The 22814-nt window shown below is 72.7% G+C and carries 18 protein-coding genes; 8 read left to right on the plus strand and 10 right to left on the minus strand.

Annotated features, from left to right (window positions below):
* Positions 1–43: 43 nt before the first annotated feature.
* The 3 genes from sepH to Ae331Ps2_RS13100 all read right to left on the minus strand — a co-directional run bounded on the left by sepH (position 44) and on the right by Ae331Ps2_RS13100 (position 4181).
* Entirely contained in the window at positions 44–1717 is a 1674-nt protein-coding gene (sepH, locus tag Ae331Ps2_RS32565; protein ID WP_212611739.1) for a septation protein SepH, read from the minus strand.
* Positions 1718–2034: 317 nt separating this feature from the next.
* The gene (serC, locus tag Ae331Ps2_RS13095; RefSeq protein WP_075308638.1) at positions 2035–3168 is read right to left on the minus strand and encodes a phosphoserine transaminase; all 1134 of its coding nucleotides are present in this window, start codon (positions 3166–3168) and stop codon (positions 2035–2037) included.
* A gap of 53 nt (positions 3169–3221) precedes the next feature.
* Entirely contained in the window at positions 3222–4181 is a 960-nt protein-coding gene (locus Ae331Ps2_RS13100; protein ID WP_198932121.1) for a GlxA family transcriptional regulator, read from the minus strand.
* Between the two features lie 71 nt (positions 4182–4252).
* Between Ae331Ps2_RS13100 and Ae331Ps2_RS13105 the strand changes: the two genes are divergently transcribed.
* Entirely contained in the window at positions 4253–5539 is a 1287-nt protein-coding gene (locus tag Ae331Ps2_RS13105; RefSeq protein WP_075308634.1) for an MFS transporter, read from the plus strand.
* 86 nt (positions 5540–5625) lie between these two features.
* Positions 5626–6537 (plus strand): hypothetical protein, encoded by a 912-nt coding sequence (locus Ae331Ps2_RS13110; protein WP_020626952.1) that lies wholly within the window; start codon positions 5626–5628, stop codon positions 6535–6537.
* 37 nt (positions 6538–6574) lie between these two features.
* On the opposite strand, the gene Ae331Ps2_RS13115 is transcribed toward Ae331Ps2_RS13110, so the two are convergent.
* Together Ae331Ps2_RS13115 and Ae331Ps2_RS13120 are read right to left on the minus strand one after the other, a co-directional pair.
* The gene (locus Ae331Ps2_RS13115; protein WP_075308632.1) at positions 6575–7714 is read right to left on the minus strand and encodes a citrate synthase 2; all 1140 of its coding nucleotides are present in this window, start codon (positions 7712–7714) and stop codon (positions 6575–6577) included.
* Between the two features lie 163 nt (positions 7715–7877).
* Positions 7878–8381 (minus strand): hypothetical protein, encoded by a 504-nt coding sequence (locus Ae331Ps2_RS13120; protein WP_139318841.1) that lies wholly within the window; start codon positions 8379–8381, stop codon positions 7878–7880.
* 203 nt (positions 8382–8584) lie between these two features.
* Here Ae331Ps2_RS13120 and pdxH point away from each other — a divergent pair, with 203 nt between their 5' ends.
* The 4 genes from pdxH (at position 8585) to Ae331Ps2_RS13140 (ending at position 13636) form a co-directional block, all read left to right on the plus strand.
* Positions 8585–9238, plus strand: a complete 654-nt coding sequence (pdxH, locus tag Ae331Ps2_RS13125; protein ID WP_020626955.1) for a pyridoxamine 5'-phosphate oxidase — start codon at positions 8585–8587, stop codon at positions 9236–9238.
* 49 nt (positions 9239–9287) lie between these two features.
* Entirely contained in the window at positions 9288–10682 is a 1395-nt protein-coding gene (locus Ae331Ps2_RS13130; protein WP_233147403.1) for an MFS transporter, read from the plus strand.
* A gap of 89 nt (positions 10683–10771) precedes the next feature.
* Positions 10772–12082, plus strand: coding sequence for a citrate synthase (locus Ae331Ps2_RS13135; protein ID WP_060713456.1), 1311 nt, complete (start codon positions 10772–10774; stop codon positions 12080–12082).
* Positions 12083–12244: 162 nt separating this feature from the next.
* Positions 12245–13636: a deoxyribodipyrimidine photo-lyase gene (locus Ae331Ps2_RS13140; protein ID WP_075308630.1), complete on the plus strand. Its 1392-nt coding sequence runs from the start codon at positions 12245–12247 to the stop codon at positions 13634–13636.
* Here the strand turns inward: Ae331Ps2_RS13140 and Ae331Ps2_RS13145 are convergent.
* Both Ae331Ps2_RS13145 and Ae331Ps2_RS13150 read right to left on the minus strand, forming a co-directional pair.
* Complete coding sequence (locus Ae331Ps2_RS13145) at positions 13617–14789, minus strand: ABC transporter permease (RefSeq protein WP_075308628.1); 1173 nt, start codon at positions 14787–14789, stop codon at positions 13617–13619. The two genes, Ae331Ps2_RS13140 and Ae331Ps2_RS13145, sit on opposite strands and share 20 nt — an antisense overlap.
* The gene (locus tag Ae331Ps2_RS13150; protein ID WP_083695529.1) at positions 14786–15766 is read right to left on the minus strand and encodes an ABC transporter ATP-binding protein; all 981 of its coding nucleotides are present in this window, start codon (positions 15764–15766) and stop codon (positions 14786–14788) included. The genes Ae331Ps2_RS13145 and Ae331Ps2_RS13150 overlap by 4 nt, the downstream gene beginning before the upstream one ends.
* 226 nt (positions 15767–15992) lie before the next feature.
* Here Ae331Ps2_RS13150 and Ae331Ps2_RS13155 point away from each other — a divergent pair, with 226 nt between their 5' ends.
* Positions 15993–17318, plus strand: coding sequence for an MFS transporter (locus tag Ae331Ps2_RS13155; protein ID WP_233147404.1), 1326 nt, complete (start codon positions 15993–15995; stop codon positions 17316–17318).
* Positions 17319–17374: 56 nt separating this feature from the next.
* Here Ae331Ps2_RS13155 and Ae331Ps2_RS13160 read toward each other — a convergent pair whose 3' ends face one another.
* From Ae331Ps2_RS13160 to Ae331Ps2_RS13170, 3 genes are all read right to left on the minus strand, one after another.
* Positions 17375–18475, minus strand: a complete 1101-nt coding sequence (locus Ae331Ps2_RS13160) for a gamma-glutamylcyclotransferase (RefSeq protein WP_083695531.1) — start codon at positions 18473–18475, stop codon at positions 17375–17377.
* Positions 18476–18505: 30 nt separating this feature from the next.
* Complete coding sequence (locus Ae331Ps2_RS13165) at positions 18506–18733, minus strand: hypothetical protein (protein WP_139318840.1); 228 nt, start codon at positions 18731–18733, stop codon at positions 18506–18508.
* Between the two features lie 74 nt (positions 18734–18807).
* Complete coding sequence (locus Ae331Ps2_RS13170; protein ID WP_075308622.1) at positions 18808–20619, minus strand: sigma-54-dependent Fis family transcriptional regulator; 1812 nt, start codon at positions 20617–20619, stop codon at positions 18808–18810.
* 461 nt (positions 20620–21080) lie between these two features.
* Here Ae331Ps2_RS13170 and Ae331Ps2_RS13175 point away from each other — a divergent pair, with 461 nt between their 5' ends.
* Entirely contained in the window at positions 21081–22718 is a 1638-nt protein-coding gene (locus Ae331Ps2_RS13175) for a methane monooxygenase (protein ID WP_043276429.1), read from the plus strand.
* Positions 22719–22814 lie beyond the last annotated feature (96 nt).

Consider the following 22814-nt stretch of genomic DNA (forward strand, 5'->3'; position numbering starts at 1 on the left):
GACCGGATCCGGTGTGGGAGGTCGGAACCCGTGCGGGAAGGTGTCAGCGCTGGCCGCGGACGCCGAGCAGGACCTCGTCCCACGACGGCATGACCGGCTTGCCCTTCTTCGTCCGCCGCGATCCTGCGGTGGATGGGCGGCGCGGGGCCGCGGTCTCGGCGTCCTGTGCCGGGGTGGGGTCCGTCTCCTGCTCCGACGTGGCCGGGGTCTCGGTGGTGGCCGCGGCGGGTGCCTCGGTGCGCTCGTCGGCAGACCCGTCGTTCGTGGCGGCCCCGTCGTTCGTGGCGGTCCGGCGGTCGTCGGTCGCGGGACTCGCCGCGGCGGAGTCCGTGTCGGTGCCCGCGGGCCTCTCAGCGGAGTGCGCCTCGGTGGACCGCGCCTCCGCGGACTGCGCCTCGGTGGACTGTGCCGCGGTGGACGGCGCCGCAGCGGACGACCCTGCGGTGCTCGTCGCCGCCTCCGCGGTCGTGTCCTCCGGAGTGGCCGATGCGGTGGCGGCCGGTGACGTGCCGGCGGGGACCGGGCTGCCCGCTGCGTCGGTGTCCGACGCCGAGGTGGCCGCTCCCGTCGACGTCGCCGCCGCCGAGGCGGTCGCGTCCGTCGCGTCGTGCGCGGGCCCGGTGGCCGACGAGCCCGTACCGATTGCGTCCGTGGCGGTGGCCGCCGGGGCCGGGACGACCGGGTCCACGCCGTCCGAGCCGGTCGAGCTCGCGCCGCCGGAGGTCGTGCCGCCCGGGGTCGTGCCGTCCGCGGACACACCGTCCGAGGCGGGTCCGCTCGACGCGGTGTCGGTCGCGCCGGCCGACCCGGTCCCGTCGGTGGCGTCGGTGCTGTTGATGGCGTCGGTGCCCTCGACCTGCTCGACGCGCTTCGGGACCACCGGCGCCGCGGCGGCCGGGGCCCGGGTGTCGTCCGGGCGGGTGCCCACGGTGCGACCGGGTGTCTCGACGCGGGTCCGGGGCGGCGGCGGGCTCGCCCGACGCTGCTCGGGCGCGATCCCGCGCCCGGCCCAGGCCTCGGGCTGCTGCCCACCGGCCGCCGCGACGGCGCGCGCGGGAGCGGCGGTCGTCGGCGCCTCGGGGGCGTGGTCCTCGTCGCGGGCCATGTCGACCACCGACCCGAGCGGGCGCAGTGGACGTGCGGGCAGACCCTCGACGAGGTCGGAGGCGTGCTCGTCCAGCGCGACGACGGTGCCGCCGTGGGCACCGGGCTGGAACGCCCAGTGCGCGGCGTTGTCCGAGCGGCCGGTCTGCCAGGTCAGGACGACGACCCACTTGCCGTCCTCGCCCTTCCAGGAGTCCCAGCCGGCCCCGGCGTAGTCCTGTCCGCGCAGGCCGAAGGTGTGCGCGACCGTCTCACCGAGCGTGCGTGAGTCGGGGCCGTCGGCGCGCTGCGGATGTGCACTCTGGGCCAGCTCGGCGGTCCGCGACCGCTCGAGCAGGACGGGATAGGCGAAGCGTTCGATCTTCTGGGTCGGGACGCCGGCCGCGGCTGCGACCTCGTCGACCGACGCGCCACCCCGGATGCGGGCCTGGATCTCCCGTGGGCGCAACTGGCTCTCCAACTCGATCGCGATCTGGCCGAGCCGGGTCACGTCACCCCGTGCCGCGGCCCGCAGCTGCTCGTCGGCCGGCACCGTGTAGCGCTCGCGGCGGCCCGGGTCTTCGAGGACGACCGAGCCGTCCCCGGTCACCCCCACGACCCGCAACGCGCGCATCGACCTGACCTCCTGCTGTCGTCCCCGTCCGGGTGACGGTAGATGGCGAGGGGTCCGTGCCGGGTGAGGCGCGCCGGGCGAGTTCTGCCTGGTCGACAACACCTACTCGCCCGGGGGACCACCGGACCTTTCTCACTGACCGTGCTCAGCGTCGCACAGTTCGTGACGCACGAGGGAATTGGGGCGAGTGTTGCGCGTGTGACTACAACGAGTTGCTATCGATCACGCAACGACGCTGCGTGGCGACGCAACCCCCACACACGACGACGGCCGCCCCCAGGTGGGGACGGCCGTCGCGGTTCGTCGACGAGCAGGTGTCAGGAACCCAGCCGCTCCACGACCCAGTCGATGCACGCGGTCAGCGCCGAGACGTCCGACGGCTCGACCGCCGGGAACATCCCGATCCGCAACTGGTTGCGGCCCAGCTTGCGGTACGGCTCGGTGTCCACGATCCCGTTCGCGCGCAGCGCCGTCGCCACCGCGTCGGCGTCGACGGCGTCGTCGAAGTCGATCGTGCCGACCACCAGGCTCCGGTGTGCCGGGTCGGTGACGAACGGCGTCGCGAAGCTGCTCTTGTCCGCCCAGGTGTAGAGCCGGTCGGAGGAGTCGCGGGTGCGCGCGACGCAGCCGTCGAGCCCGCCGCGGGCGTTCATCCAGCGGATCTGGTCCTCGAGCAGGAACAGCGTCGCCAGCGACGGCGTGTTGTAGGTCTGGTCCTTGCCGGAGTTGTCGACGGCGGTGGCCAGCGACAGGAACGGCGGGATCCAGCGGTCCGACGCGGCCAGCTCGGCGACCCGCTCCAGGGCCTTCGGGCTCATGATCGCGAGGAACAGGCCGCCGTCGGAGGCGAAACCCTTCTGCGGGGCGAAGTAGTAGACGTCGGACTGGGTGATGTCGACCGGCAGTCCGCCGGCGCCGGAGGTCGCGTCGATCAGCACGAGCTGGTCGTCGGTGGTGCCCGCGGGCCGGTTGACCGGCACGGCGACTCCGGTCGAGGTCTCGTTGTGGGCCCAGGCGATGACGTCGACCGACGGGTCGCTGACCGGCTCCGGCGCGCTGCCCGGGGCGGCCTTGACGATCACCGGGTCGGCCAGGAACGGCGCGCCGGTGGTGGTGTCGGCGAACTTCTGCGAGAACTCGCCGTAGGTCAGGTGCAGCGACCGCTCGCGGACCAGGCCGAACGCCGCCGCGTCCCAGAACGCGGTCGAGCCGCCGTTGCCGAGGACGACCTCGTAGCCGTCGGGCAGCGAGAACAGCTCGGCCAGGCCCGAGCGCACCCGTCCGACGAGCTCCTTCACCGGCTTCTGCCGGTGCGAGGTGCCCAACAGGGAGTCGCCGGTCGCGGCGAGGGCGGACAGCTGCTCGGGGCGCACCTTGGACGGACCGCATCCGAAGCGGCCGTCCTGCGGAAGGAGATCGCCGGGGATCTTCAGATCGGCAGGAGAGGTCACGGTCCCAGTGTCGCAGCAGTACCCGTGGTGACGTGCGCCCAGTGCCGCGCGGATCACGCGCCGGCGGGTGCCCGGTGGGCGCGCCGGTACGCCAGCGGCGCCATCCCGATCTCGGCGTGCAACCGCTGCCGCAGCGCCGCGGTGGTGCCGAACCCGGCGCGCGCGGCGACCTGCTCGACGGGCAGGTCGGTGGTCTCCAGCAGGCGGCGCACCAGCTCCAGTCGGCGCGCGGCCAGCCAGCGGGCGGGGCTGGTGCCGGTCTCGGCGCGGAAGCGACGGGTGAAGGTCCGCACGCTCATCGACGCCTGCGCCGCCAGCTCCTCGATCGGGAGCGGCCGGTCGAGGCGGTGCAGCGCCCACTCCCGGACGGCGTCGGTGGCCGGGCCGCCGGGGTCCGGGACGTGCGAGGCGACGAACTGGGCCTGCCCGCCCTCCCGCCACGGTGCGACGACGTTGCGCCGCGCGGTCGCGGTGGCCACCGCGGCGCCGTGGTCGCGGCGGACCAGGTGCAGGCACAGGTCGATGCCCGCGGCCACGCCCGCCGAGGTGAGGATGTCGCCGTCGTCGACGAACAGCACGTCGGGGTCCAGCTCCACCTGCGGGTACAGCGCGCGGAAGGCGTCCACGTGTGCCCAGTGGGTGGTGGCGCGGCGACCGTCGAGCACGCCGGTGGCGGCCAGGGTGAACGCGCCGGTGCAGATCGCCACGACCCGTGCGCCGCGGTGCACGGCCCGGCGCACCAGGCCGAGGACGGCCTCGCCCGGATCGTCGGTGTTCGGGCCGCGCACGGCCGGCACCACCAGGGTGTCCGCGCGCTCCAGTACGTCGATCCCGTGTTCGGGCAGCACCCGGTACCCGGCGCTGGTGCGGACCGGGCCGCCGTCGACGGTGGCGACCCGCACGTCGTAGAGCGGGATGCCGTCCGCCGTGGTCGTGGTGCCGAGGATCCGTTCGGGGATGCCCAGCTCGAAGGCGATCACCCCGTCGACGGCGAGCACTCCGACCCGGTGCATGGCCGAATTCTTGCACATGTCGTCCGTCCGGCCACTGTTGTGTGCCGCACCGCCCCCGCACGATGACCCCCATGACGACGGCGCCCACGACGGCGGACACACGAGCACGCCGGGTGCACCCGGCCTGGTGGGCGGCGGGGGCGACGTTCCTCGCCCTGCTCGGCGCGGCCGGGTTCCGGTCCACCCCCGGGGTGCTGGTCGAGCCGCTGCACGCCGAGTTCGGCTGGGGCATCGGGTCCATCTCCTTCGCGCTCGCGGTGAACCTCGCCCTGTTCGGGGTGACCGCGCCGTTCGCGGCGGCGCTGATGGAGCGCTTCGGCGTGCGCCGCGTGGTCGCGACCGCGCTGGTCATGGTCGCGGTCGGTGCCGGCACGACCGTGTTCATGACGGCGGTCTGGCAGCTGGTGCTGCTGTGGGGCGTCGTCGTCGGGCTGGGCACCGGCTCGATGGCGATGGCGCTGGTCGCGACCGTGGTGAACCGCTGGTTCGTCGCCCGCCGCGGCCTCGTCTCCGGGGTCCTCACCGCCGCCACCGCCACCGGGCAGCTGGTGTTCCTGCCCCTGGTCGCGGCCGTCGTCGAGTCGGGCGGGTGGCGGCCCGCGGCGTTGATCACCGCAGGCGCGGCACTGGCCGTGGTGCCGGTGGTGTGGCTGTTCCTGAAGGACCGGCCCGCCGACGTCGGGGTCCTGCCCTACGGCGGCACCGAGGCCGACGTCGTCGCGCCGCAGCGCACGGGCGCCGCGCGGCTGGCGGTGCGGGCGCTGGCCGACGCCGCGCGCACCGGCACGTTCTGGCTGCTCGTCGGCGGGTTCTTCATCTGCGGCGCGACGACGGCGGGGCTGGTCCAGTCCCACTTCGTCCCGGCCGCGCACGACCACGGCATGCCCGCGACGACGGCGGCCTCCCTGCTCGCCCTGGTCGGCATCTTCGACCTGCTCGGGACGATCTTCTCCGGCTGGCTGACCGACCGGATCGACCCGCGGCTGCTGCTGGGCGCCTACTACGCGCTGCGCGGGCTGTCGCTGTTCCTGCTCCCGCCGCTGTTCGGGACCGACCTGAACGCCAGCATGCTCGCGTTCGTCGTGTTCTACGGCCTGGACTGGGTCGCGACCGTCCCGCCGACGATGGCGCTGGCCCGCGAGGCCTTCGGCGCCCGCTCGGCGGTGGTGTTCGGCTGGATCTTCGCCTCGCACCAGATCGGGGCGGCGTTCGCCGCGCTCGTCGCGGGTCTGGTCCGCGACGCCCTGGGCAGCTACGACACGGCCTGGTACGGCGGCGCCGTCCTCTGCGTCGTCGCGGCCGGGCTGTCGCTGGCGATCCGGCGCCACCGGGCCCCCGTGCCGTCGCCCGCGGGCTGATCACCATCTGCTCACGATCGTCCCGATCCGCCGCCGACGTGCCCTGTGTCCGGTACGACACGGGGAGTCGACGAGAGGGGCGAGTCGTGACCGAGAACCATCCCGGCCCGGGGGAGCCCGTGCCGCCGCAGCCGGGGATCGTGCCGCTGCGACCGTTGGACGCGGGGGAGATCGTGGGCGGGGTGTGGCGGTTCCTGCGCCGGACCCCGTGGACGGTCCTGCCCGGCCTGCTCTACGCCGTCGTCGTGCTCGGGACGCTGTGGCTGCTGCAGCCGGTCGGTGCACTGCAGCCGGCGAACCCGTTCGACCTGGTCGGGACCTTCCTGGAGGCGACGCTGTCCGGCCTGCCCTTCGGGCTCGTCGCGGCCGCCGTGGCGCCGCTCGTGCTCGCCGCGGTCCTCCCGGCGGTGACCTCGGCGGTGTACGGCTCGCGGACCGGGATCGCCGCGGCCTGGGCACAGGGCCGCCCCCGGCTGCCCGCCCTCTACGGCGTCCAGCTGGCGCAGCTGGTGATCGGGCTCGTCCCGATCGCGGTCGGCGCCTTCGTCGCGCTGCCGCTGTGGCGTGCGGGCGGGGTGGCCGCGGTGGCCGGGCTGCTCCTCGTCGTCGTGTTCTACGCCGCGCAGACCTGGATCGCGATCCTGCTGTCCCTGGCGTCGCCCGCGGTCGTCGCCGAGGGCCTCGGTGCGCGGGACGCGCTGTGGCGGTCGGTCGAGCTGGTCCGTGGTGCCTGGTGGCGCTGCTTCGGCGTGCTGATGCTGGTCGGGCTGACCGTGGCGGCGGCCGCGATCGTGGTGATGATCCCGGTGTTCGCGGTGACCTTCGCCCTGATGTTCACGGTGAGCCCGACGCTCGGGCTGGCCGTCGCCGGGGTGGCCTACGTCCTGCTGCTGGGCCTGGTGCTCCCGGTCTCGGTCGCCGCGCCGGCGCTGCTGCACCACGACCAGCGGGGCCGCCGCTCCGGGGTGGTCGGCCCCCCACCGGGGGAACAGCCGTAGCGCGCTCGGCCACGGGAGTTCCCCCGGGGAAGGGGGATCAGCGGGCGGAGACCGAGTCCCAGCCGTCGACGTCCTGCGGCCTGCGCGGGCCCGGGCCGATGTACTGCGCGCTCGGGCGCACGAGCTTGCCCTCGCGCTTCTGCTCCATGACGTGCGCCGACCAGCCGGCGGTGCGGGCGGAGGTGAACATCGCGGGCATCATGTGCGGCGGGACCTCGGCGAAGTCGAGGATCACCGCCGCCCAGAACTCGACGTTGGTCTCGATCGGGCGGTCCGGGCGTCGCTCGCGCAGGATCGCCAGCGCGGTGCGCTCCAGCTCGGCGGCCACCTCGTAGCGCGGGGCGTTCAGCTCCTGGCAGGTGCGGCGCAGCATGCGGGCCCGCGGGTCCTCGGCCCGGTAGACCCGGTGCCCGAAGCCCATGAGCTTCTCCTTGCGGTCCAGCAGGCCCGTGACCAGCGCCCGGGCGTCGCCGGTGCGCTCGACCTCGTCGATCATCGGGAGCACCCGGGCCGGGGCGCCGCCGTGCAGCGGGCCGGACATGGCGCCGATCGCGCCGGACAGCGACGCGGCGGCGTCGGCACCGGTGGAGGCGATCACCCGGGCGGTGAAGGTCGAGGCGTTCATGCCGTGCTCGGCGGCGGACACCCAGTAGGCGTCGACGGCGGCGACGTGGCGCGGGTCGGGCTCGCCGCGCCAGCGGGTCATGAAGCGCTCGGTGATCGTGGAGCACTCGTCGATGCGCGACTGCGGCACCGCGGGCACGCCGATGCCGCGGGCGGACTGGGCGACGTAGGACAGCGCCATCACCGAGGCGCGGGCCAGGTTGTCGCGGGCCTCGGCGTCGTCGATGTCGAGCAGCGGACGGTAGCCCCAGTACGGGGCGAGCATCGCCAGTGCGGCCTGCACGTCGACCCGCACGTCACCGGTGTGCACCGGGATCGGGAACGGCTCCGCCGGCGGCAGGCTCTGCCCGAAGCGGCCGTCGACCAGCAGCGCCCAGACGTCGCCGAAGGTCACCGTGCCGGCGAGGTCCTCCAGGTCGACGCCGCGGTAGCGCAGTGAGCCGCCGTCCTTGTCGGGCTCGGCGATCTCGGTGCGGAACGCGACGTGGCCCTCCAGCCCGGACCTGAATCCGGGGGGCGGCGGGGGCACCTCGTGCGCGAGCGTCTCGGTCACCGGGTCTCCTTCGGCTCGGATGGTCGTCGCCACCCTGCTCCGAACGGCCGGGGCGGGGCAACGCGACCGGCCGGTGGTGTCGATCACGAACCGGACACCCGTGCGTGAACGGTGGCCGTGTGCGGGACGGCGGGACGCCCCGCACACGGTCCGCGCGCCGCGGTCAGTCGGTGAAGTAGACGGGGACCCCGGTGACGATGTTCTGGCTCAGCGCCTTGACCGCGGTGGTGGCGATGATCTGGGTCCCCGCCTTGCCCCAGTGCACCGTCCCGTGACCGCTCTTGCCGCAGCCGAGTGACACCCAGTACTCCTTGCCGTCGCTCCACCGGAACCCGCGGGCCTTGACGCAGGCCTGGCCGGAGGAGAAGTTCGGGACCTCCCAGGACACCGTGATGTACGGCTTGCTCTGCCGGGCGATGTGTCCGCAGCTGCCGTTGTAGGTGCGGCTCCACTTTCCACCGATCGGCGCGTAGGCGGCCCGGTCGATCTTGCCGCACGACACCGTGCGCACCGTCGCGGTCACCTCCCGCTCCGGCGCCGCCGCTGCCGCAGCCACCGTCCCCGTCCCCGCCGCCGACGGCGCCGCCACCGGCGCGAGCGCCACGGCCCCGGTGAGCAGTACGGCCAGCGCCGTCGCGACCGGCGCGAACATCCTCGTCACACGCATCGTCTTCCCTCTCGTCATCCGAGCGGGGGTCGTCGTACGTACCCACCATCCCCCCGATCGGGTGGGTACGGATCGACTATTGATTGCGGGATGCAACGACGTCAACGGGTGATCCGGGCGGTCGGGGACCGAACGGCGGGTGCGCGGGAGGCGGGCGCGTGCCTACGGTCGTCGGCGGCACCGACCGTGAGTGAGGGGAACCGATGACGGACGCACCCGCGCTGGAGAGGATGCGGATCGACTACGCGAGCCGACCGCTCGACGTCGACGACCTGGCTCCGACCTGGTACGAACAGCTCACCGCGTGGCTGGAGCAGGCCCGTGAGGCCGGGCTGACCGAGCCGAACGCGATGGTGCTGGCGACTTCGGATCCGGACGGGCTGCCGTCGTCGCGCACCGTCCTGTGCAAGGGCCTCGACGCCGGCGGCATCGTGTTCTACACGAACTACACCTCCGCCAAGAGCCACGACCTCAATCGCACGCGCGTCGCCTCGGTCACCTTCCCCTGGTACGACCTCCAGCGTCAGGTGCAGCTCTCCGGTCGCGTCGAGCGCTGCTCCGAGGCCCAGTCCGACGCCTACTGGGCGCTGCGCCCGCGCGGGTCACAGCTGGGGGCGTGGGCGTCGGCGCAGTCGACGATCGTCGCCGGGCGCACGGTCCTCGACCAGGCGCTCGCCGGGGTCACCCGGCGCTTCGAGGGCGTCGAGGAGATCCCGCGACCGCCGCACTGGGGTGGCTGGCGGATCGTGCCGTGGCAGGTCGAGTTCTGGCAGGGCCGCGCCGACCGGATGCACGACCGGCTGCGGTTCGAGGTCGGCCGCGACGACTCCTGGTCGGTGCGCCGGCTCGCCCCCTAGGGGCAACCCGGAGGCGTGATGTCGGGGCGTCCGTGTACACCTTGACATCGTGAGCACGCGCAACGATCCCGGTGAGGGGCCGACGCAGCCGGTGCCGGGCGCCGAACGGGACACCCCGACCCGCCCCGTCCCCTCGCCCGCGGACGAGGGGCCGACGGTCCGCACCCGCGCGTCGCGGCTGACCGGGCTGCTGCGGTCGACCTTCGCCGACACCACCCCGCTGCGCACGCCCGCCTACCGGCGGCTGTGGGCGGCCGGGATCGTGACGGTGATCGGCGCCCAGCTGTCGGTCGTCGCCGTGCCGATCCAGATCTTCCAGCTGACCGGGTCGTCGGCCTACGTCGGGCTGACCGGTCTGTTCGGCCTGGTCCCGCTGGTGGTGTTCGGGCTGTGGGGTGGCGCGATCGCCGACGCCGTCGACCGGCGGGTCATGCTGCTGTTCACCGGGTCCGGCATCGCGCTGAGCTCGCTGGCGCTGTGGGTGGTCTCGGCCAGCGGGGCCGGGAACGTGTGGGTCGTGCTGGTGCTGTTCGCGTTCCAGTCGGCGATGCTCGCGATGAACCAGCCCACCCGCAGCGCGGTCATCCCGCGGCTGCTGCCCGCCGAGCAGCTGCCCGCCGCGAACGCGCTGAACATGACCGTCGTGCAGGTCGGCGCGGTGCTCGGGCCGCTCCTGGCCGGGGTGCTGATCCCGTTCATCGGGCTGTCGACCCTCTACCTGGTCGACGCGATCTTCCTGCTGGCGACGCTGTGGGCGACCTGGCGGCTGCCCGCGCTGCCGAGCTCCGCGCAGCGGGTGGACGGTGAGCGTCCGAAGGTGGGGCTGCGCGCGGTCGTCGACGGCTTCCGCTACGTCGGTACCCAGCGCATCCTGCTCGTCTCGTTCCTGGTCGACGTGATCGCGATGGGGCTGGGCATGCCCCGGGTGCTGTTCCCGCAGATGGCGGTGGACACCTTCGGCGGTACGGCCGACGGGGGTGTCCAGCAGGGCCTGCTGTACGCGGCGATCCCGATCGGGATGGTTGCCGGCGGCGTGCTGTCGGGCTGGTTGCAGAAGGTGCAGCGCCAAGGCGTCGCGGTCGTGGTCGCGGTGTGCGTCTGGGGCGGTGGGGTCCTGGTGTTCGGTCTGACCGGGTCGTTGTTCCTCGCGGTGCTCGCGCTGGCCGTCGCCGGCGCCGGCGACCTGGTCAGCTCGGTCTACCGGTCCTCGATGCTGCAGACCGTCGCGACCGACGAGATGCGCGGCCGGATGCAGGGCGTGTTCATCGTCGTCGTCGCGGGCGGGCCCCGGCTGGCCGACATGTGGCACGGCTCGGCGGCGTCGTTGATCGGGCCCGGTGTCACCGCGACGCTCGGCGGCGCCGCGGTGATCGTGGGCGTGCTGCTGTGCGTCTGGCGCTTCCCGGAGTTCCTCCGCTACCGCGCGCCCCGCGACGGAGGGTGAGAATCGTCGCCGCGTTCTGCGGATTCGCCCCGGCGGGCTAGCGTGTGCCCGAGACCCGATTGATCCCCGCTGTGAGAGGGAACCTCCACATGTCCGACGAGACCGCCGCCAAGTCCGACACCGCCGTACTCCGGTATTCGGGCGGCGAGTTCGAGACCGCGGTGCACACCCCGACGGAGGGGTCGCAGGCCGTCGACGTCAGCAAGCTGCTCGGCAAGACCGGCCTGGTCACCTTCGACCCGGGCTTCACCAGCACCGCGGCCTGCTCCTCGGCGATCACCTACATCGACGGTGACGCCGGCATCCTGCGCTACCGCGGCTACCCGATCGACCAGCTGGCAGGGAACTCCACGTTCCTCGAGGTCAGCTACCTGCTGATCTACGGCGAGCTGCCGAGCCAGCAGCAGCTCGACGCCTTCACCACCCGGATCAGCCGGCACACCCTGCTGCACGAGGACCTGAAGCGCTTCTTCGAGGGCTTCCCGCGGGACGCGCACCCGATGCCGGTGCTGTCGTCCGCGGTCAGCGCGCTGTCGACCTTCTACCAGGACTCGCTGGACCCGCACGACGAGGAGGCCGTCGAGCTCTCCACCGTCCGGCTCATGGCGAAGGTCTTCACGATCGCCGCCTACGCCTACAAGAAGTCCGTCGGGCAGCCGTTCCTGTACCCGGACAACTCCCTCGGCCTCGTCGAGAACTTCCTGCGGATGACCTTCGGGTTCCCCGCCGAGCCCTACGAGCTGGACCCGGACATGGTCCGCGCGCTCGACACGCTGCTGATCCTGCACGCCGACCACGAGCAGAACTGCTCGACCTCGACGGTGCGTCTCGTCGGTTCCAGCCAGGCCAACCTGTTCGCCTCCATCTCCGCCGGCGTGAACGCGCTGTTCGGCCCGCTGCACGGCGGCGCCAACCAGGCGGTCCTGGAGATGCTGACCCGCATCAAGGACGTCGAGGGCGGCAACGTCGACGACTTCGTCAGCCGGGTCAAGAACAAGGAGCAGGGCGCGAAGCTGATGGGCTTCGGGCACCGGGTCTACAAGAACTACGACCCGCGCGCGAAGATCGTCAAGGAGCAGGCCGAGACGATCCTCAAGAAGCTCGGCGTCAACGACCCGCTGCTCGACATCGCGATGACGCTCGAGGAGAAGGCGCTGGCCGACGACTACTTCGTCGAGCGCAAGCTCTACCCGAACGTCGACTTCTACACCGGCGTCATCTACCGGGCGATGGGCTTCCCGGTGAAGATGTTCACCGTGCTGTTCGCGCTCGGCCGGCTCCCGGGCTGGATCGCGCACTGGCGCGAGATGATGAACGACCCGCAGAACAAGATCGGGCGTCCGCGCCAGCTCTACACCGGTTCCGCGGAGCGTCTCTACGTCCCGGTCGGCCAGCGCTGACCACGTAGCACCACCGCACCGGCCTCTCTGCACGAGCGGGCCGCTCGTACGACCTCGTCGTACGGACGGCCCGCTCGTGCGTTCCGGGGGCGGGAGCGCGACCGGGGGAGGGGGCGCGGCTCGGCGGGCGGGTGGGACGTGGCGGCGCTAGCGTCGACCGGCATGGCGCCCAGCACTGCCGTCGTCTGGTTCCGACGAGACCTCCGGGTCGCCGACCAGCCCACCTTCCTCGCCGCGGCCGACGCCGCCGACCGCGCGCTCGCGCTGTTCGTGCTGGACCCGGCGCTGTTGGCACCCTCCGGCGCCGCGCGGGCGAACTTCCTCTACGGCTGCCTGCGCGAGCTCGACGAGGCCCTGGGCGGGAAGCTGCTCGTGGTGAAGGGGGACCCGGCGGACGTCGTCCCGCGGATCGCGACGGCGGTCGGCGCCCAGACCGTGCACGTCGCCGCGGACTACGGCCCCTACGGCCGCGAGCGCGACGAGCAGGTCGAGAAGGCACTCGCCGAGGACGGCGTCGAGCTCGTCCGGACCGGCTCGCCCTACGCCGTCGCGCCCGGCCGGGTGGAGAAGGGCACCGGCGGGCCGTTCAAGGTGTTCACCCCGTTCAGCCGAGCGTGGGCCGACCACGGCTGGCGCGCCCCGGCCGGGACCGACGCGTCGACGTGCAGGTGGATGGACCCCGCCGACAAGAACGGTGGACCCCGCGCGGTGCAGATCCCCGACGACCAGCCGGTCGAGGCCGAGCTGCCCGAGGCGGGGGAGTCCGCGGCGCGGGCCCGCTGGGCGGACTTCCTCGACGAGGGCGTGGCGGACTACGGGTCCGCCCGCGACCTGCCCGCCGAGCGCGGCACCTCGGGCATGTCGCCGTACCTCAAGTACGGCTGCGTCCACCCGCGCACGCTGCTCGCGGACCTGGCGAAGCAGAAGGGGGACTCGGTGAAGACCTACCGCACCGAGATCGCCTGGCGGGAGTTCTACGCCGACGTGCTGTACCGGCGGCCGGACTCCGCGCGCGAGAACTATGACAAGGCCTTCGACCACCTGCCGCTGCGCACCGGGAAGGCCGCCGACGCCGACTTCGAGCGCTGGTGCGAGGGCCGGACGGGCTTCCCGATCGTCGACGCCGGGATGCGCCAGCTGCGGGGCGAGGCGTGGATGCACAACCGAGTGCGGATGATCGTCGCGTCGTTCCTGGTCAAGGACCTGCACCTTCCGTGGTGGCGCGGCGCGCGGCACTTCATGGCGCTGCTCGTCGACGGCGACCTGGCCTCCAACCAGCACGGGTGGCAGTGGACGGCCGGGTCGGGGACGGACGCGTCGCCGTACTTCCGGATCTTCAACCCCATCACCCAGGGCGAGCGGTTCGACCCCGACGGGGACTACGTGCGCCGCTGGGTGCCCGAGCTCGCCGAGGTCGGGGGCAAGGTCGTGCACCAGCCGTGGAAGCTGCCCGGCGGCATCCCGGAGGGCTATCCGGAGCCGATGGTCGACCACAAGGCCGAGCGTCAGGACGCGCTCGCCCGCTACGACCAGGTCAAGGCCGCCCGGCCCTGAGCGCGTCCCGCCAGCGGACCCGCGCCCCGGTGCGCAGCACCGAGTTGCGGTACACCCGTGCCGACAGCAGCACCATCCCGGCGAGGGCGGCCAGCGCCAGCAGATAGGCGAGCACCGGCTCCCACCACGCGGTGACGCCGAGCGCGGTGCGCGCGGGCATGAGCGTCTGCGACAGGTACGGCACGAACGACAGCACCGTGGTGACGGGGTTGCGCGGGTCCACGGGCAGCACGGCGACGGCGAGCAGGAACGGCACGAGCAGCACGATGGCGATCGGCGCGGTCACCGACTGGAGCTCCTCCTGCCGGGACACCAGCGCGCCCGCCGCCGCGTAGAGCGTCGCGAACAGGAAGAACCCCACGAGGTACCAGGCCAGCGCGGACACCAGCGTGGGCAGCAGCAGCGCCGGGACCGCGAGCACGCCGGTGCCCACCGCGACGGCCGCGCCCACCCCGCCGAGGATCAGCAGCTGCAGCAGCCCGACCAGGCCGAGCCCGAGCACCTTCCCCGCGAGCAGCTGCCGCGCCGGGACGGTCGCGAGCAGCAGCTCGACCACGCGCCCGGCCTTCTCCTCGACCACCCCCTGCGCGACGGCCGCGCCGTAGGCGGTCACCGAGAAGAACAGCAGGAACGTCGTCACGAACGCCGTGCCGATCCGCTGCCCGAGCTCGGTGTCGACCGGTTCGAGTGTGCGCACCCCGACCCCGGACAGTGTGCTCACCCGGTCCGGGTCGGCGCCCGCGGCGAGCAGCGACTCGCGCACGGCCTGCTGCTCCACCACGTCGGCGACCAGCGACCGCAGCCCGGGAGCGACGTCGTCGAGGCCCACGAGCTGGTAGGTCCCCGGTGCCCCGGTGAGCATCGCGTCGGCCTCGCCGGTGCGGACCATCGACTCCGCGGTGTCCCGGTTCCCGGCCTCGGTCACGCGCAGCGTGGTGCCCAGCCGGTCCGCGGTGCCCTGCAGCTCGCCGCGCAGCTCGCGGGCCGGCCCGTCCAGCACCAGCGACGACGACGAGCCCTGCGTCCCGGCGAACACGATCACCGCGCCGTAGCCGCCGAAGACCAGCAGCATCAGCAGGATCCCGACGACGAACGTCCGCGACCGCAGCTGGGTGGTGATCTCGCGCCGCGCGACGAGCAGCACAGTCTTCATCGGGCGCGGTCCGTCAGGAGGGCGCGCTCCGTGGGGAGGGCGCGGTCGGTGGGGAGGGCGCCGTCCGTGGGAAGGGCGGGGTCCGCCGGGACGGCGCGGTCGCGCACGGCGTCGCGGTACAGCTCGGTCAGCGGCGGCCGGTACGGACCGAACGCGTGCACCGGCCCGGCGGCCAGCGCCGCGGCCAGCAGCACCTGGTCGTCGGTGCCCGGCGCCAGCTCGACGCGGGTGCGGGCACCGTCGACGTCGAGGACCCGCACCCCGGGGAGGTCGTCGGTCCAGCCCGGTGGCGGGCCGGTGACGTCGTAGCGGTCCGCGGCACCGGCGCGCAGCCCGTCGACCGTGCCGACCGCCACCATCCGGCCCGCCGAGATGATGCCCACCCGGTCGCAGAGCCGCTCCACCAGCTCCAGCTGGTGGGAGGAGAACACCACCGGCACCCCGGCCGCGGCGCGCTCGCGCAGCACCGCCCCCAGGGTGTCGACGGCCGCCGGGTCCAGCCCGGAGAACGGCTCGTCGAGCACCAGCAGATCGGGGTCGTGCACCAGCGCGGCGCACAGCTGCACCCGTTGCTGGTTGCCCAGCGACAGCTTCTGCACCTCGTCGCCGCGGCGCCCGGCCAGCCCGACCCGCTCGGTCCAGGTCTCGGTGGCCGCCTGGGCCTCCGACCGTGACATCCCGTGCAGCCGGGCCAGGTAGACGAGCTGCTCGGCGACCCGCATCCGCGGGTAGAGACCGCGCTCCTCGGGCAGGTACCCGATCCGGCGGCGTTCCGCGGGACCGAGTGGCGCGCCCTTCCAGGTGACCGCACCGGCGTCGGCGTCGAGGACGCCGAGCACGATCCGCATCGTCGTCGTCTTGCCCGCCCCGTTGCCGCCGACGAAGCCGAACACCTCGCCCGCACCGACCGTGAAGCTCACCTCGTCGAGGGCGGTGGCAGGGCCGAACCGCTTGGCGAGGCCGTCGATCGCCAGCACGTCGGCGACGCTACACGGAGCGGAGGTCGCGCACCGGTCTCGATCAGCGGGCGTGGGTGGCAGGTCCCCTTTCCGCTCTGTAGGCTCCGCACACCGCAATGGTGCTGGGATATGTCGATCGTGTAACGAAATGCGCTTCCGGTAGCGGTTTACGCATTGCGTGAGTGGGGGTCCTCGAATGTCATCGGTTCCGGCAGATGCTGGTCAACAGAGTGGCGAGAACGACGTGGAGCCCTCCGTACTGCGGAGGGCGGTCGCCGCGTCGGCGATCGGGAACGCGACGGAATGGTTCGACTACGGCATCTACGCCTACCTGACCGTCGAACTGACCAACGCGTTCTTCCCGGGCGAACTGGGCTACCTGGGAACGCTGCTGGGCTTCGCGATCTCCTTCATCCTGCGGCCGCTCGGCGGCTTCGTGTGGGGGCCGCTCGGGGACCGCATCGGCAGGCAGAAGGTCCTGTCGATGACGATCATCCTGATGGGCGTCGCGACGTTCCTGATCGGCGTCATCCCGTCCTACGCGACGATCGGCTGGGCCGCGCCGGCGCTGCTGTTCCTGCTGCGGATCATCCAGGGCTTCTCCACCGGCGGTGAGTACGGCGGCGCCGCCACCTTCATGGCGGAGTACGCGCCGGACCGCAAGCGCGGGTTCTGGGGCAGCTTCCTGGAGTTCGGCACCCTGGCCGGCTTCACGCTCGCGGTGCTGGTCGTCTTCGGCCTGGAGACCGCGATCGGCGAGCAGGCCATGCTCGACTACGGCTGGCGCATCCCGTTCATGATCGCCCTGCCGCTGGCGATGATCGGCCTCTACATCCGGACCAAGCTCGAGGACACCCCGGTGTTCCGTGACCTGGAGGCCGCCGGCGAGTCCGAGTCCGCCGCGACCGGCGCGCTCAAGGACCTCCTCGTCCGCTACTGGCAGCCGATCCTCGCACTGTTCGGCCTGGTCATCGCGCTGAACGTCATCAACTACACGCTGCTGACCTACATGCCGACCTACCTGCAGACGACGCTGTCGATGGACTCGGCGAGCGCCGACACGGTCGCCGTGGTCGGCCAGGTCGTGATGATGCTGCTGATCCCCTTCGCAGGGGCGCTGTCGGACCGGATCGGCCGCAAACCGTGCTGGTGGATCTCGCTGGTCGGCATCTTCGTGCTGGCGATCCCGATGTACATGCTGATGGCGGTGAGCGTGCCGCTGGCGATCCTCGGGTTCACCGTGCTCGGGCTGATCTACCTGCTCCAGCTCGGGACGATCTCCGCGACGTTCCCGGCGATGTTCCCGACCCACGTCCGCTTCGCCGGCATGGCGATCTCCTACAACGTGGCGACGGCGGCGTTCGGCGGCACCGCGCCGCTGATCAACGAGTCGGCGATCGAGGGCACCGGTGACGTCCTGTTCCCGGCCTACTACATGATGGGCGCCTGCGTGATCGGCATGATCGCGCTCTACTTCGTCATCGAGACGAAGGGCGTGTCGATCTCCGGCCGGGAGATCCCCGGGCTCGCCGAGCACCGCGCACGGCAGGCCGCGAAGACCGCTTCCTGAGTCGGAGCACCGGTCCACACCGGGCCCGTCTCCGTCGGGGACGGGCCCGGTCGGCGTCAGGGCTGGGACCAGCCGTGTGGCAGCGGCACGTGGCCGTCCCGCGCCGCGGTCCACACCCAGGCCCAGCACACGGTGCCGTCGTCGAGAACCACCCGGGACCGCGCGTAGTCCGGGCCCTCGTAGGCGTCGAGCGCGGCCAGCGCGGTCTCCGGGTCGGCCAGCTCGACGACCCAGCCGGGCACCCCGTCGCCGGTGTCGAGGGTCAGCGCGGGGTACCCGCGGCCGGTGTCGGCGACCGCGCCAGTCGGCAGCACCACCGGCTGCGGCAGCACGTCGGAGGCGTGCCCGCGCAGCATCCCGAAGGCCCGGCGGCCGGGCATGAGGGTGCCGTAGACGAACACCCGAGACGGCCACTGCTCCGGCACGGGTACGCCGTCGACGGACGTGGCGTCGAGACCGTCCGGGCCGGGTGCCCCGGACAGCGCGACGGCCCCGGCCTGGGCGAGGTCGGCGCAGCGGACGGGGGCCCCGTCGACGTGCAGCGGACGGCGGTCGGTGCGGGCGTCGCCGGTGGGGACCTCCGGGGCGAGGTAGGCCCACGGCCGGTCCAGCACCCCGGCGGCGTCGACGAGCGTGACCCGCCCGGTCGCGACCCGGGCCAGCCGGTAGCGCGGCGGGTCGGCGTCGCGGCCCTCGACGGCGTCGAGCGCGGCGAACTGCTCCGGCGCGACCAGCCACACGGTGTGCTCCTCGACCGCCCCACCGACGGCGGCGAGGGTGGCCGGGCGCTGGTCGTCGACGACCCGGCGGCCGGCCGACCAGACCGCCGCCATGCCCTCGGTGCGCACCCGCAGCACGACGACCGGCCCGGTCAGCCCGCGGGCCTCGCGCATCCAGGAGATCTTCGACGGGCAGGCGTTCGAGCCGTAGGCCAGCAGCGGTACCCGCCCGGCCATCGGCGGCGCGTTCGCTCCGGCGAGCACGTCGTCGAGACAACGACCGTCGACCCGCCATCCCGAGGGCGTCGACGGGTCGGCCGCCAGGGGGTGGGTGCGGCCGTCGACGTGCAGGAACGAGCACGGCGGCCGAGCACCCGGATAGGGGTCCGCGGGGAACGCGGAGTCCGGCCACGGTGCGGTGATGTCCGTTCCCGTCATGGGCACGGACCGTAGATCAACAGCCCGGGGTCAGCGGGGCGCGTCCGGGTACCGCCGCCGTAGCAGCGCCGTCGCCACCGCGAACAGCACCAGGACCGACAGCACGGCCGCCACGACGATCACCACGGTCGAGGTGCCCGCGGGCAGCAGTGCGAACGGCCAGAGTCCGGAGACCAGCACGGTCAGGCCGCCGACCGCGCCGCGCAGCAGGGCCGGGGTGCCGTCGGGGAACACGAACAACCGTCGGAGTAGTGCCATGGACCGACGGTAGGGGCCGAACGGGGGTTGCCGCAGCCCCGGACGGACCTCACCGTGCCCCGCCGTCTGCCCCGCTACCGGGCCATCCCCGCACCCTCCGGCGTCGCGATGCCGTAGCCGCGGATCTTGCGGTAGATCGTCGCCCGGCTCATCCCGAGCCGGCGCGCCGCCTCGGCCTTGTTGCCGTCGGCGTCGAGCAGGGCGTCGACGATGGCGTCGCACTCGATCGACTCGAGCGGGGTCAGTACCCGCCGGGCCAGCACCCGCGTCTCCGGCGGCAGGTCCTCCAGCCGGATCACCCCGGTCCGGCGACGACTCACGACCTTGCGCAGCACCTGGTAGAGCTGCTCGACGTTGCCCGGCCACCGGTGGCGCATGAGCACCCGCAGGGCCTCCGGCGCACAGGTCAGGTCGGCGCCGCGGGTCAGCCGGGCGAGCAGGTAGGGCACCAGCTCGGCGACGTCCTCCACGTGGTGGCGCAGCGGCGGGACCTCGATGGTGCGCGGGAAGCAGTCCAGCAGCGACGCCAGCTCGGGCGAGTCGGTCGTCCGGGAGCTGCCGCGGGTCGCGACGACCCAGGCCCGCTCCGGGTCGGTCGACTCGCGGTGCGGCTCCAGCGCGTCGGCGAGCGCCGCCGCGGCGGCCGGGGGCAGCCGGTCGACCTCGCGCAGCACCAGCGTCCCGCCGCCCCCGCCGAGCTCGTCGGTCACCTCGGAGAACCAGCGCGGGCCCACGTCGCCGGCGTCGAGCACGCGGACGTGCCCGGCGGGGGAGTGGAGGTGGTGGGTGGCGCGGGCCAGCGTGGTCCGGCCGGAGCCGGGCTCGCCCTGCAGCACCAGCCACTCGTTGGTGCGGAAGTGCCGGTCCACGGCCTGGGCGCACTTGGTCCACAGCGCCCCCGAGCCGACGGCGGTCGGCAGCGCGGTGGTGATCGTCGGCGTCGCGGAGCCGCGGCCGACGGTCTCGCGGTGGGTCAGGCTCACCTGCAGGATGCCGCCCGCCGAGCCCGCCTCGTTCCAGCTGGGCCGGCACTGCACGCGCGCCGTCGCCCCGCTCGGCAGGTCGACGACGAGCTGGCGGTTGCGCCCGGCCCGCAGCGCGTCGGTCGCCCCGGCCAGCAGCGGGGCCTGGTCGCCGGGGGCGATGAGCTCGCGGGCGCGGTCGTTCATCATCACGAGGTCGTCGCCGACGGCGAGCACCGCGGAGTCGCCCCCGCGCTGGACCGCGGTCAGGTAGTCGTGCAGCAGCGTCAGCTCGTGCCGCCCGGACGCGGCGAGCAACGCCTCCTCGATGCGGCGGGCCGTCGTCGCGGCGGTGGCGACCATCAGCGCGTTCGCCTCGGTCCGCCAGCAGGTCAGATCGATGACGCCCAGGATCTTGCCGGTGACCGGGTGCCGGATCGGGGCGCCGGCGCAGGCCAGGTCCTCCAGGTGCTCGACGAAGTGCTCGTGCCCGAACACCTCGGTCGGCCGCCTCCCCTCCAGCGCGGTGCCGATGCCGTTGGTGCCGACGTGCTGCTCGGCGTAGGAGAAACCGGGGACGAGCCACACCCGGTCCAGGTGCTGACGCAGCGCGGAGTCGCCGGTCCGGCGGTCGAGGACGACACCGTCGGAGTCGCAGAGGATGAGGCTGACCGGCTCGGTGGCGAACTGGTCGCACAGCTCGGAGACGATCGGGGTGGCCGCCCGTACCAGCGGGCTGTCGGTCTCGCGGCCGACCTCGGGCAGGTCGATGGAGTCCGGCGCCACGTCGCTGTCCCGCGACCGGATCCAGGACGCCAGGATCGGTGGGCGGACCGCGTCCTCACGCATCTGCTCGTGGTGCAGGAACGCCTCGCGGGCGGCCGCGATCCGTTTGGCCGCGGTGCTGGTGGCGGTCCTGGACACGGATGTGGGCGCCGAGCCGGTGGCGGAGACGTCAGATCCGTCCCCGGGGTGTCGCGGGCGCGGCGTCGGCCGGCCCGCCCGGGTGGCGCCCTGCGCGCCGTCGGGCAGGGGTCTCACACACGGCCTCCTTGCCAGTGTCGAGCTCGGGACACGACCACCGGGGATCCGCGTGCGACAGCGGTGACCTGCCCGGATCCCGTGGCCACGGCGACGGTACGCGCCGTGAGAGCAAGATCACCACAGGTGGCGGGGCGGAAGAGTCTCATATTGAGACCTCGAATGCCTGCCGGACCATGTGTGATTCGCAGCACGGAGGACAGACGGCACCGGCGCCGCGGCACCCACCCACGTCACCGGGTCGTCCGACCTCCGCGTTCGACCACGACATCGGGCTACCCGCGCTCGCCCGCTGATCCGACCACAACCCACCACCGTGAGGAGACGACGTGAGTCGGCAGAGTTTGGCGAAGGCTCACCAGAAGATCCAGGAGCTTTCCTGGGAGCCGCAGTACCACGAGCCGTACATGAAGTACGGAACCGACTACACCTTCAAGAAGGCGGCGAAGAAGGACCCGCTCAAGCAGGTCCTGCGCTCGTACTTCCCGATGGAGGAGGAGAAGGACCACCGCGTCTACGGCGCCCAGGACGGTGCCATCCGCGGCAACATGTTCCGGCAGGTGCAGGAGCGCTGGCTGGAGTGGCAGAAGCTCTTCCTGTCGATCATCCCGTTGCCGGAGATCTCGGCGGCGCGCTCGATGCCGATGCTGTTCCACGTGGTTCCGAACCCGGAGCTGCACAACGGCCAGGCGATCCAGATGATCGACGAGGTTCGGCACAGCACGATCCAGCAGAACCTCAAGCGCCTGTACATGAACAACTACATCGACCCGGCGGGCTTCAACAACTCGCTGCGGAACTTCCAGTCGGACTACTGCGGCACGATCGGCCGCCAGTTCGCCGAGGGGTTCATCACCGGTGACGCCATCACCGCCGCGTCGATCTACCTGACCATCGTCGCGGAGACCGCGTTCACGAACACCCTGTTCGTGGCGATGCCGGCCGAGGCGGCCGCCAACGGCGACTACCTGCTGCCGACGGTGTTCCACTCGGTGCAGTCCGACGAGTCGCGGCACATCTCCAACGGCTACGCCACGCTCCTGATGGCGCTGTCGGACGAGGACAACCGCCAGCTGCTCGAGCGCGACCTGCGCTACGCGTGGTGGAACAACCACCGCGTCGTCGACGCCGCCATCGGCACCTTCATCGAGTACGGCACGAAGGACCGCCGCAAGGACCGTGAGTCCTACGCGGAGATGTGGCGCCGCTGGATCTACGACGACTACTACCGCAGCTACCTGCTGCCGCTCGAGAAGTACGGCCTGGTGATCCCGCACGACCTGGTCGAGGAGTCCTGGAACCAGATCTGGAACAAGGGCTACGTCCACGAGGTCGCGCAGTTCTTCGCCACCGGCTGGTGCGCCAACTACTGGCGCATCGACGGCATGACCGACACCGACTTCGAGTGGTTCGAGTACAAGTACCCGGGCTGGTACGACCGGTACGGCAAGTGGTGGGAGAACTACAACCGCCTCGCCAAGCCGAACGGTCACCACGCCATCGTGGCCGAGGACGTCGACTACGTGTACCCGCACCGCTGCTGGACCTGCATGGTCCCGTGTCTGGTGCGCGAGGACATGGTCGTCGACAAGGTGGACGGCCAGTGGCGCACGTACTGCCACGAGGTCTGCCGCTGGACCGACGCCGAGGCCTTCCGGCCCGTGTACCAGGGTCGCGAGACCCCGAACATGGGCAAGCTCGTGGGTCACCGCGAGTGGGAGACGCTCTACCACGGCTGGAACTGGGCCGACGTCATCCAGGACATGGGCTTCGTCCGTGACGACGGCAAGACGCTGACCGCTCAGCCGCACCTCGATCTCGACCCGAAGAAGATGTGGACGCTGGACCACATGCGGCGCATGCCGCACCTGGCCAGCCCCAACGTCATCCTCAACGAGATGAGCGACGCCGAGCGCGAGGCGTTCGTGGCGGACTACAACCGCCAGGGGCCGGGAGGCCGGCCCGCGCCCACCGACGCCTGAGCGCGGGTCAGGCGAGGGGAGAGGGTTCCCGTCACTCCATGACGGGGCTCTCTTCCCGCGGCCCGGCCGGGGGGTCGTCTTCCCCGGCCGGGTCAC

Source organism: Pseudonocardia sp. Ae331_Ps2 (genome assembly GCF_001932405.1).
In the GTDB taxonomy this organism is placed as follows: domain Bacteria; phylum Actinomycetota; class Actinomycetes; order Mycobacteriales; family Pseudonocardiaceae; genus Pseudonocardia.

Bases quoted from the DNA above. Each gene is read 5' to 3' on its own strand.
- Ae331Ps2_RS13145 (WP_075308628.1), bottom strand. From the start codon at position 14,789: ATGAAGACTGTGCTGCTCGTCGCGCGGCGCGAGATCACCACCCAGCTG.
- pdxH (WP_020626955.1), top strand. From the start codon at position 8,585: ATGACGGACGCACCCGCGCTGGAGAGGATGCGGATCGACTACGCGAGC.
- Ae331Ps2_RS13120 (WP_139318841.1), bottom strand. From the start codon at position 8,381: ATGCGTGTGACGAGGATGTTCGCGCCGGTCGCGACGGCGCTGGCCGTA.
- Ae331Ps2_RS13140 (WP_075308630.1), top strand. From the start codon at position 12,245: ATGGCGCCCAGCACTGCCGTCGTCTGGTTCCGACGAGACCTCCGGGTC.
- Ae331Ps2_RS13135 (WP_060713456.1), top strand. From the start codon at position 10,772: ATGTCCGACGAGACCGCCGCCAAGTCCGACACCGCCGTACTCCGGTAT.
- Ae331Ps2_RS13105 (WP_075308634.1), top strand. From the start codon at position 4,253: ATGACGACGGCGCCCACGACGGCGGACACACGAGCACGCCGGGTGCAC.
- Ae331Ps2_RS13165 (WP_139318840.1), bottom strand. From the start codon at position 18,733: ATGGCACTACTCCGACGGTTGTTCGTGTTCCCCGACGGCACCCCGGCC.
- Ae331Ps2_RS13100 (WP_198932121.1), bottom strand. From the start codon at position 4,181: ATGCACCGGGTCGGAGTGCTCGCCGTCGACGGGGTGATCGCCTTCGAG.
- sepH (WP_212611739.1), bottom strand. From the start codon at position 1,717: ATGCGCGCGTTGCGGGTCGTGGGGGTGACCGGGGACGGCTCGGTCGTC.
- Ae331Ps2_RS13160 (WP_083695531.1), bottom strand. From the start codon at position 18,475: ATGACGGGAACGGACATCACCGCACCGTGGCCGGACTCCGCGTTCCCC.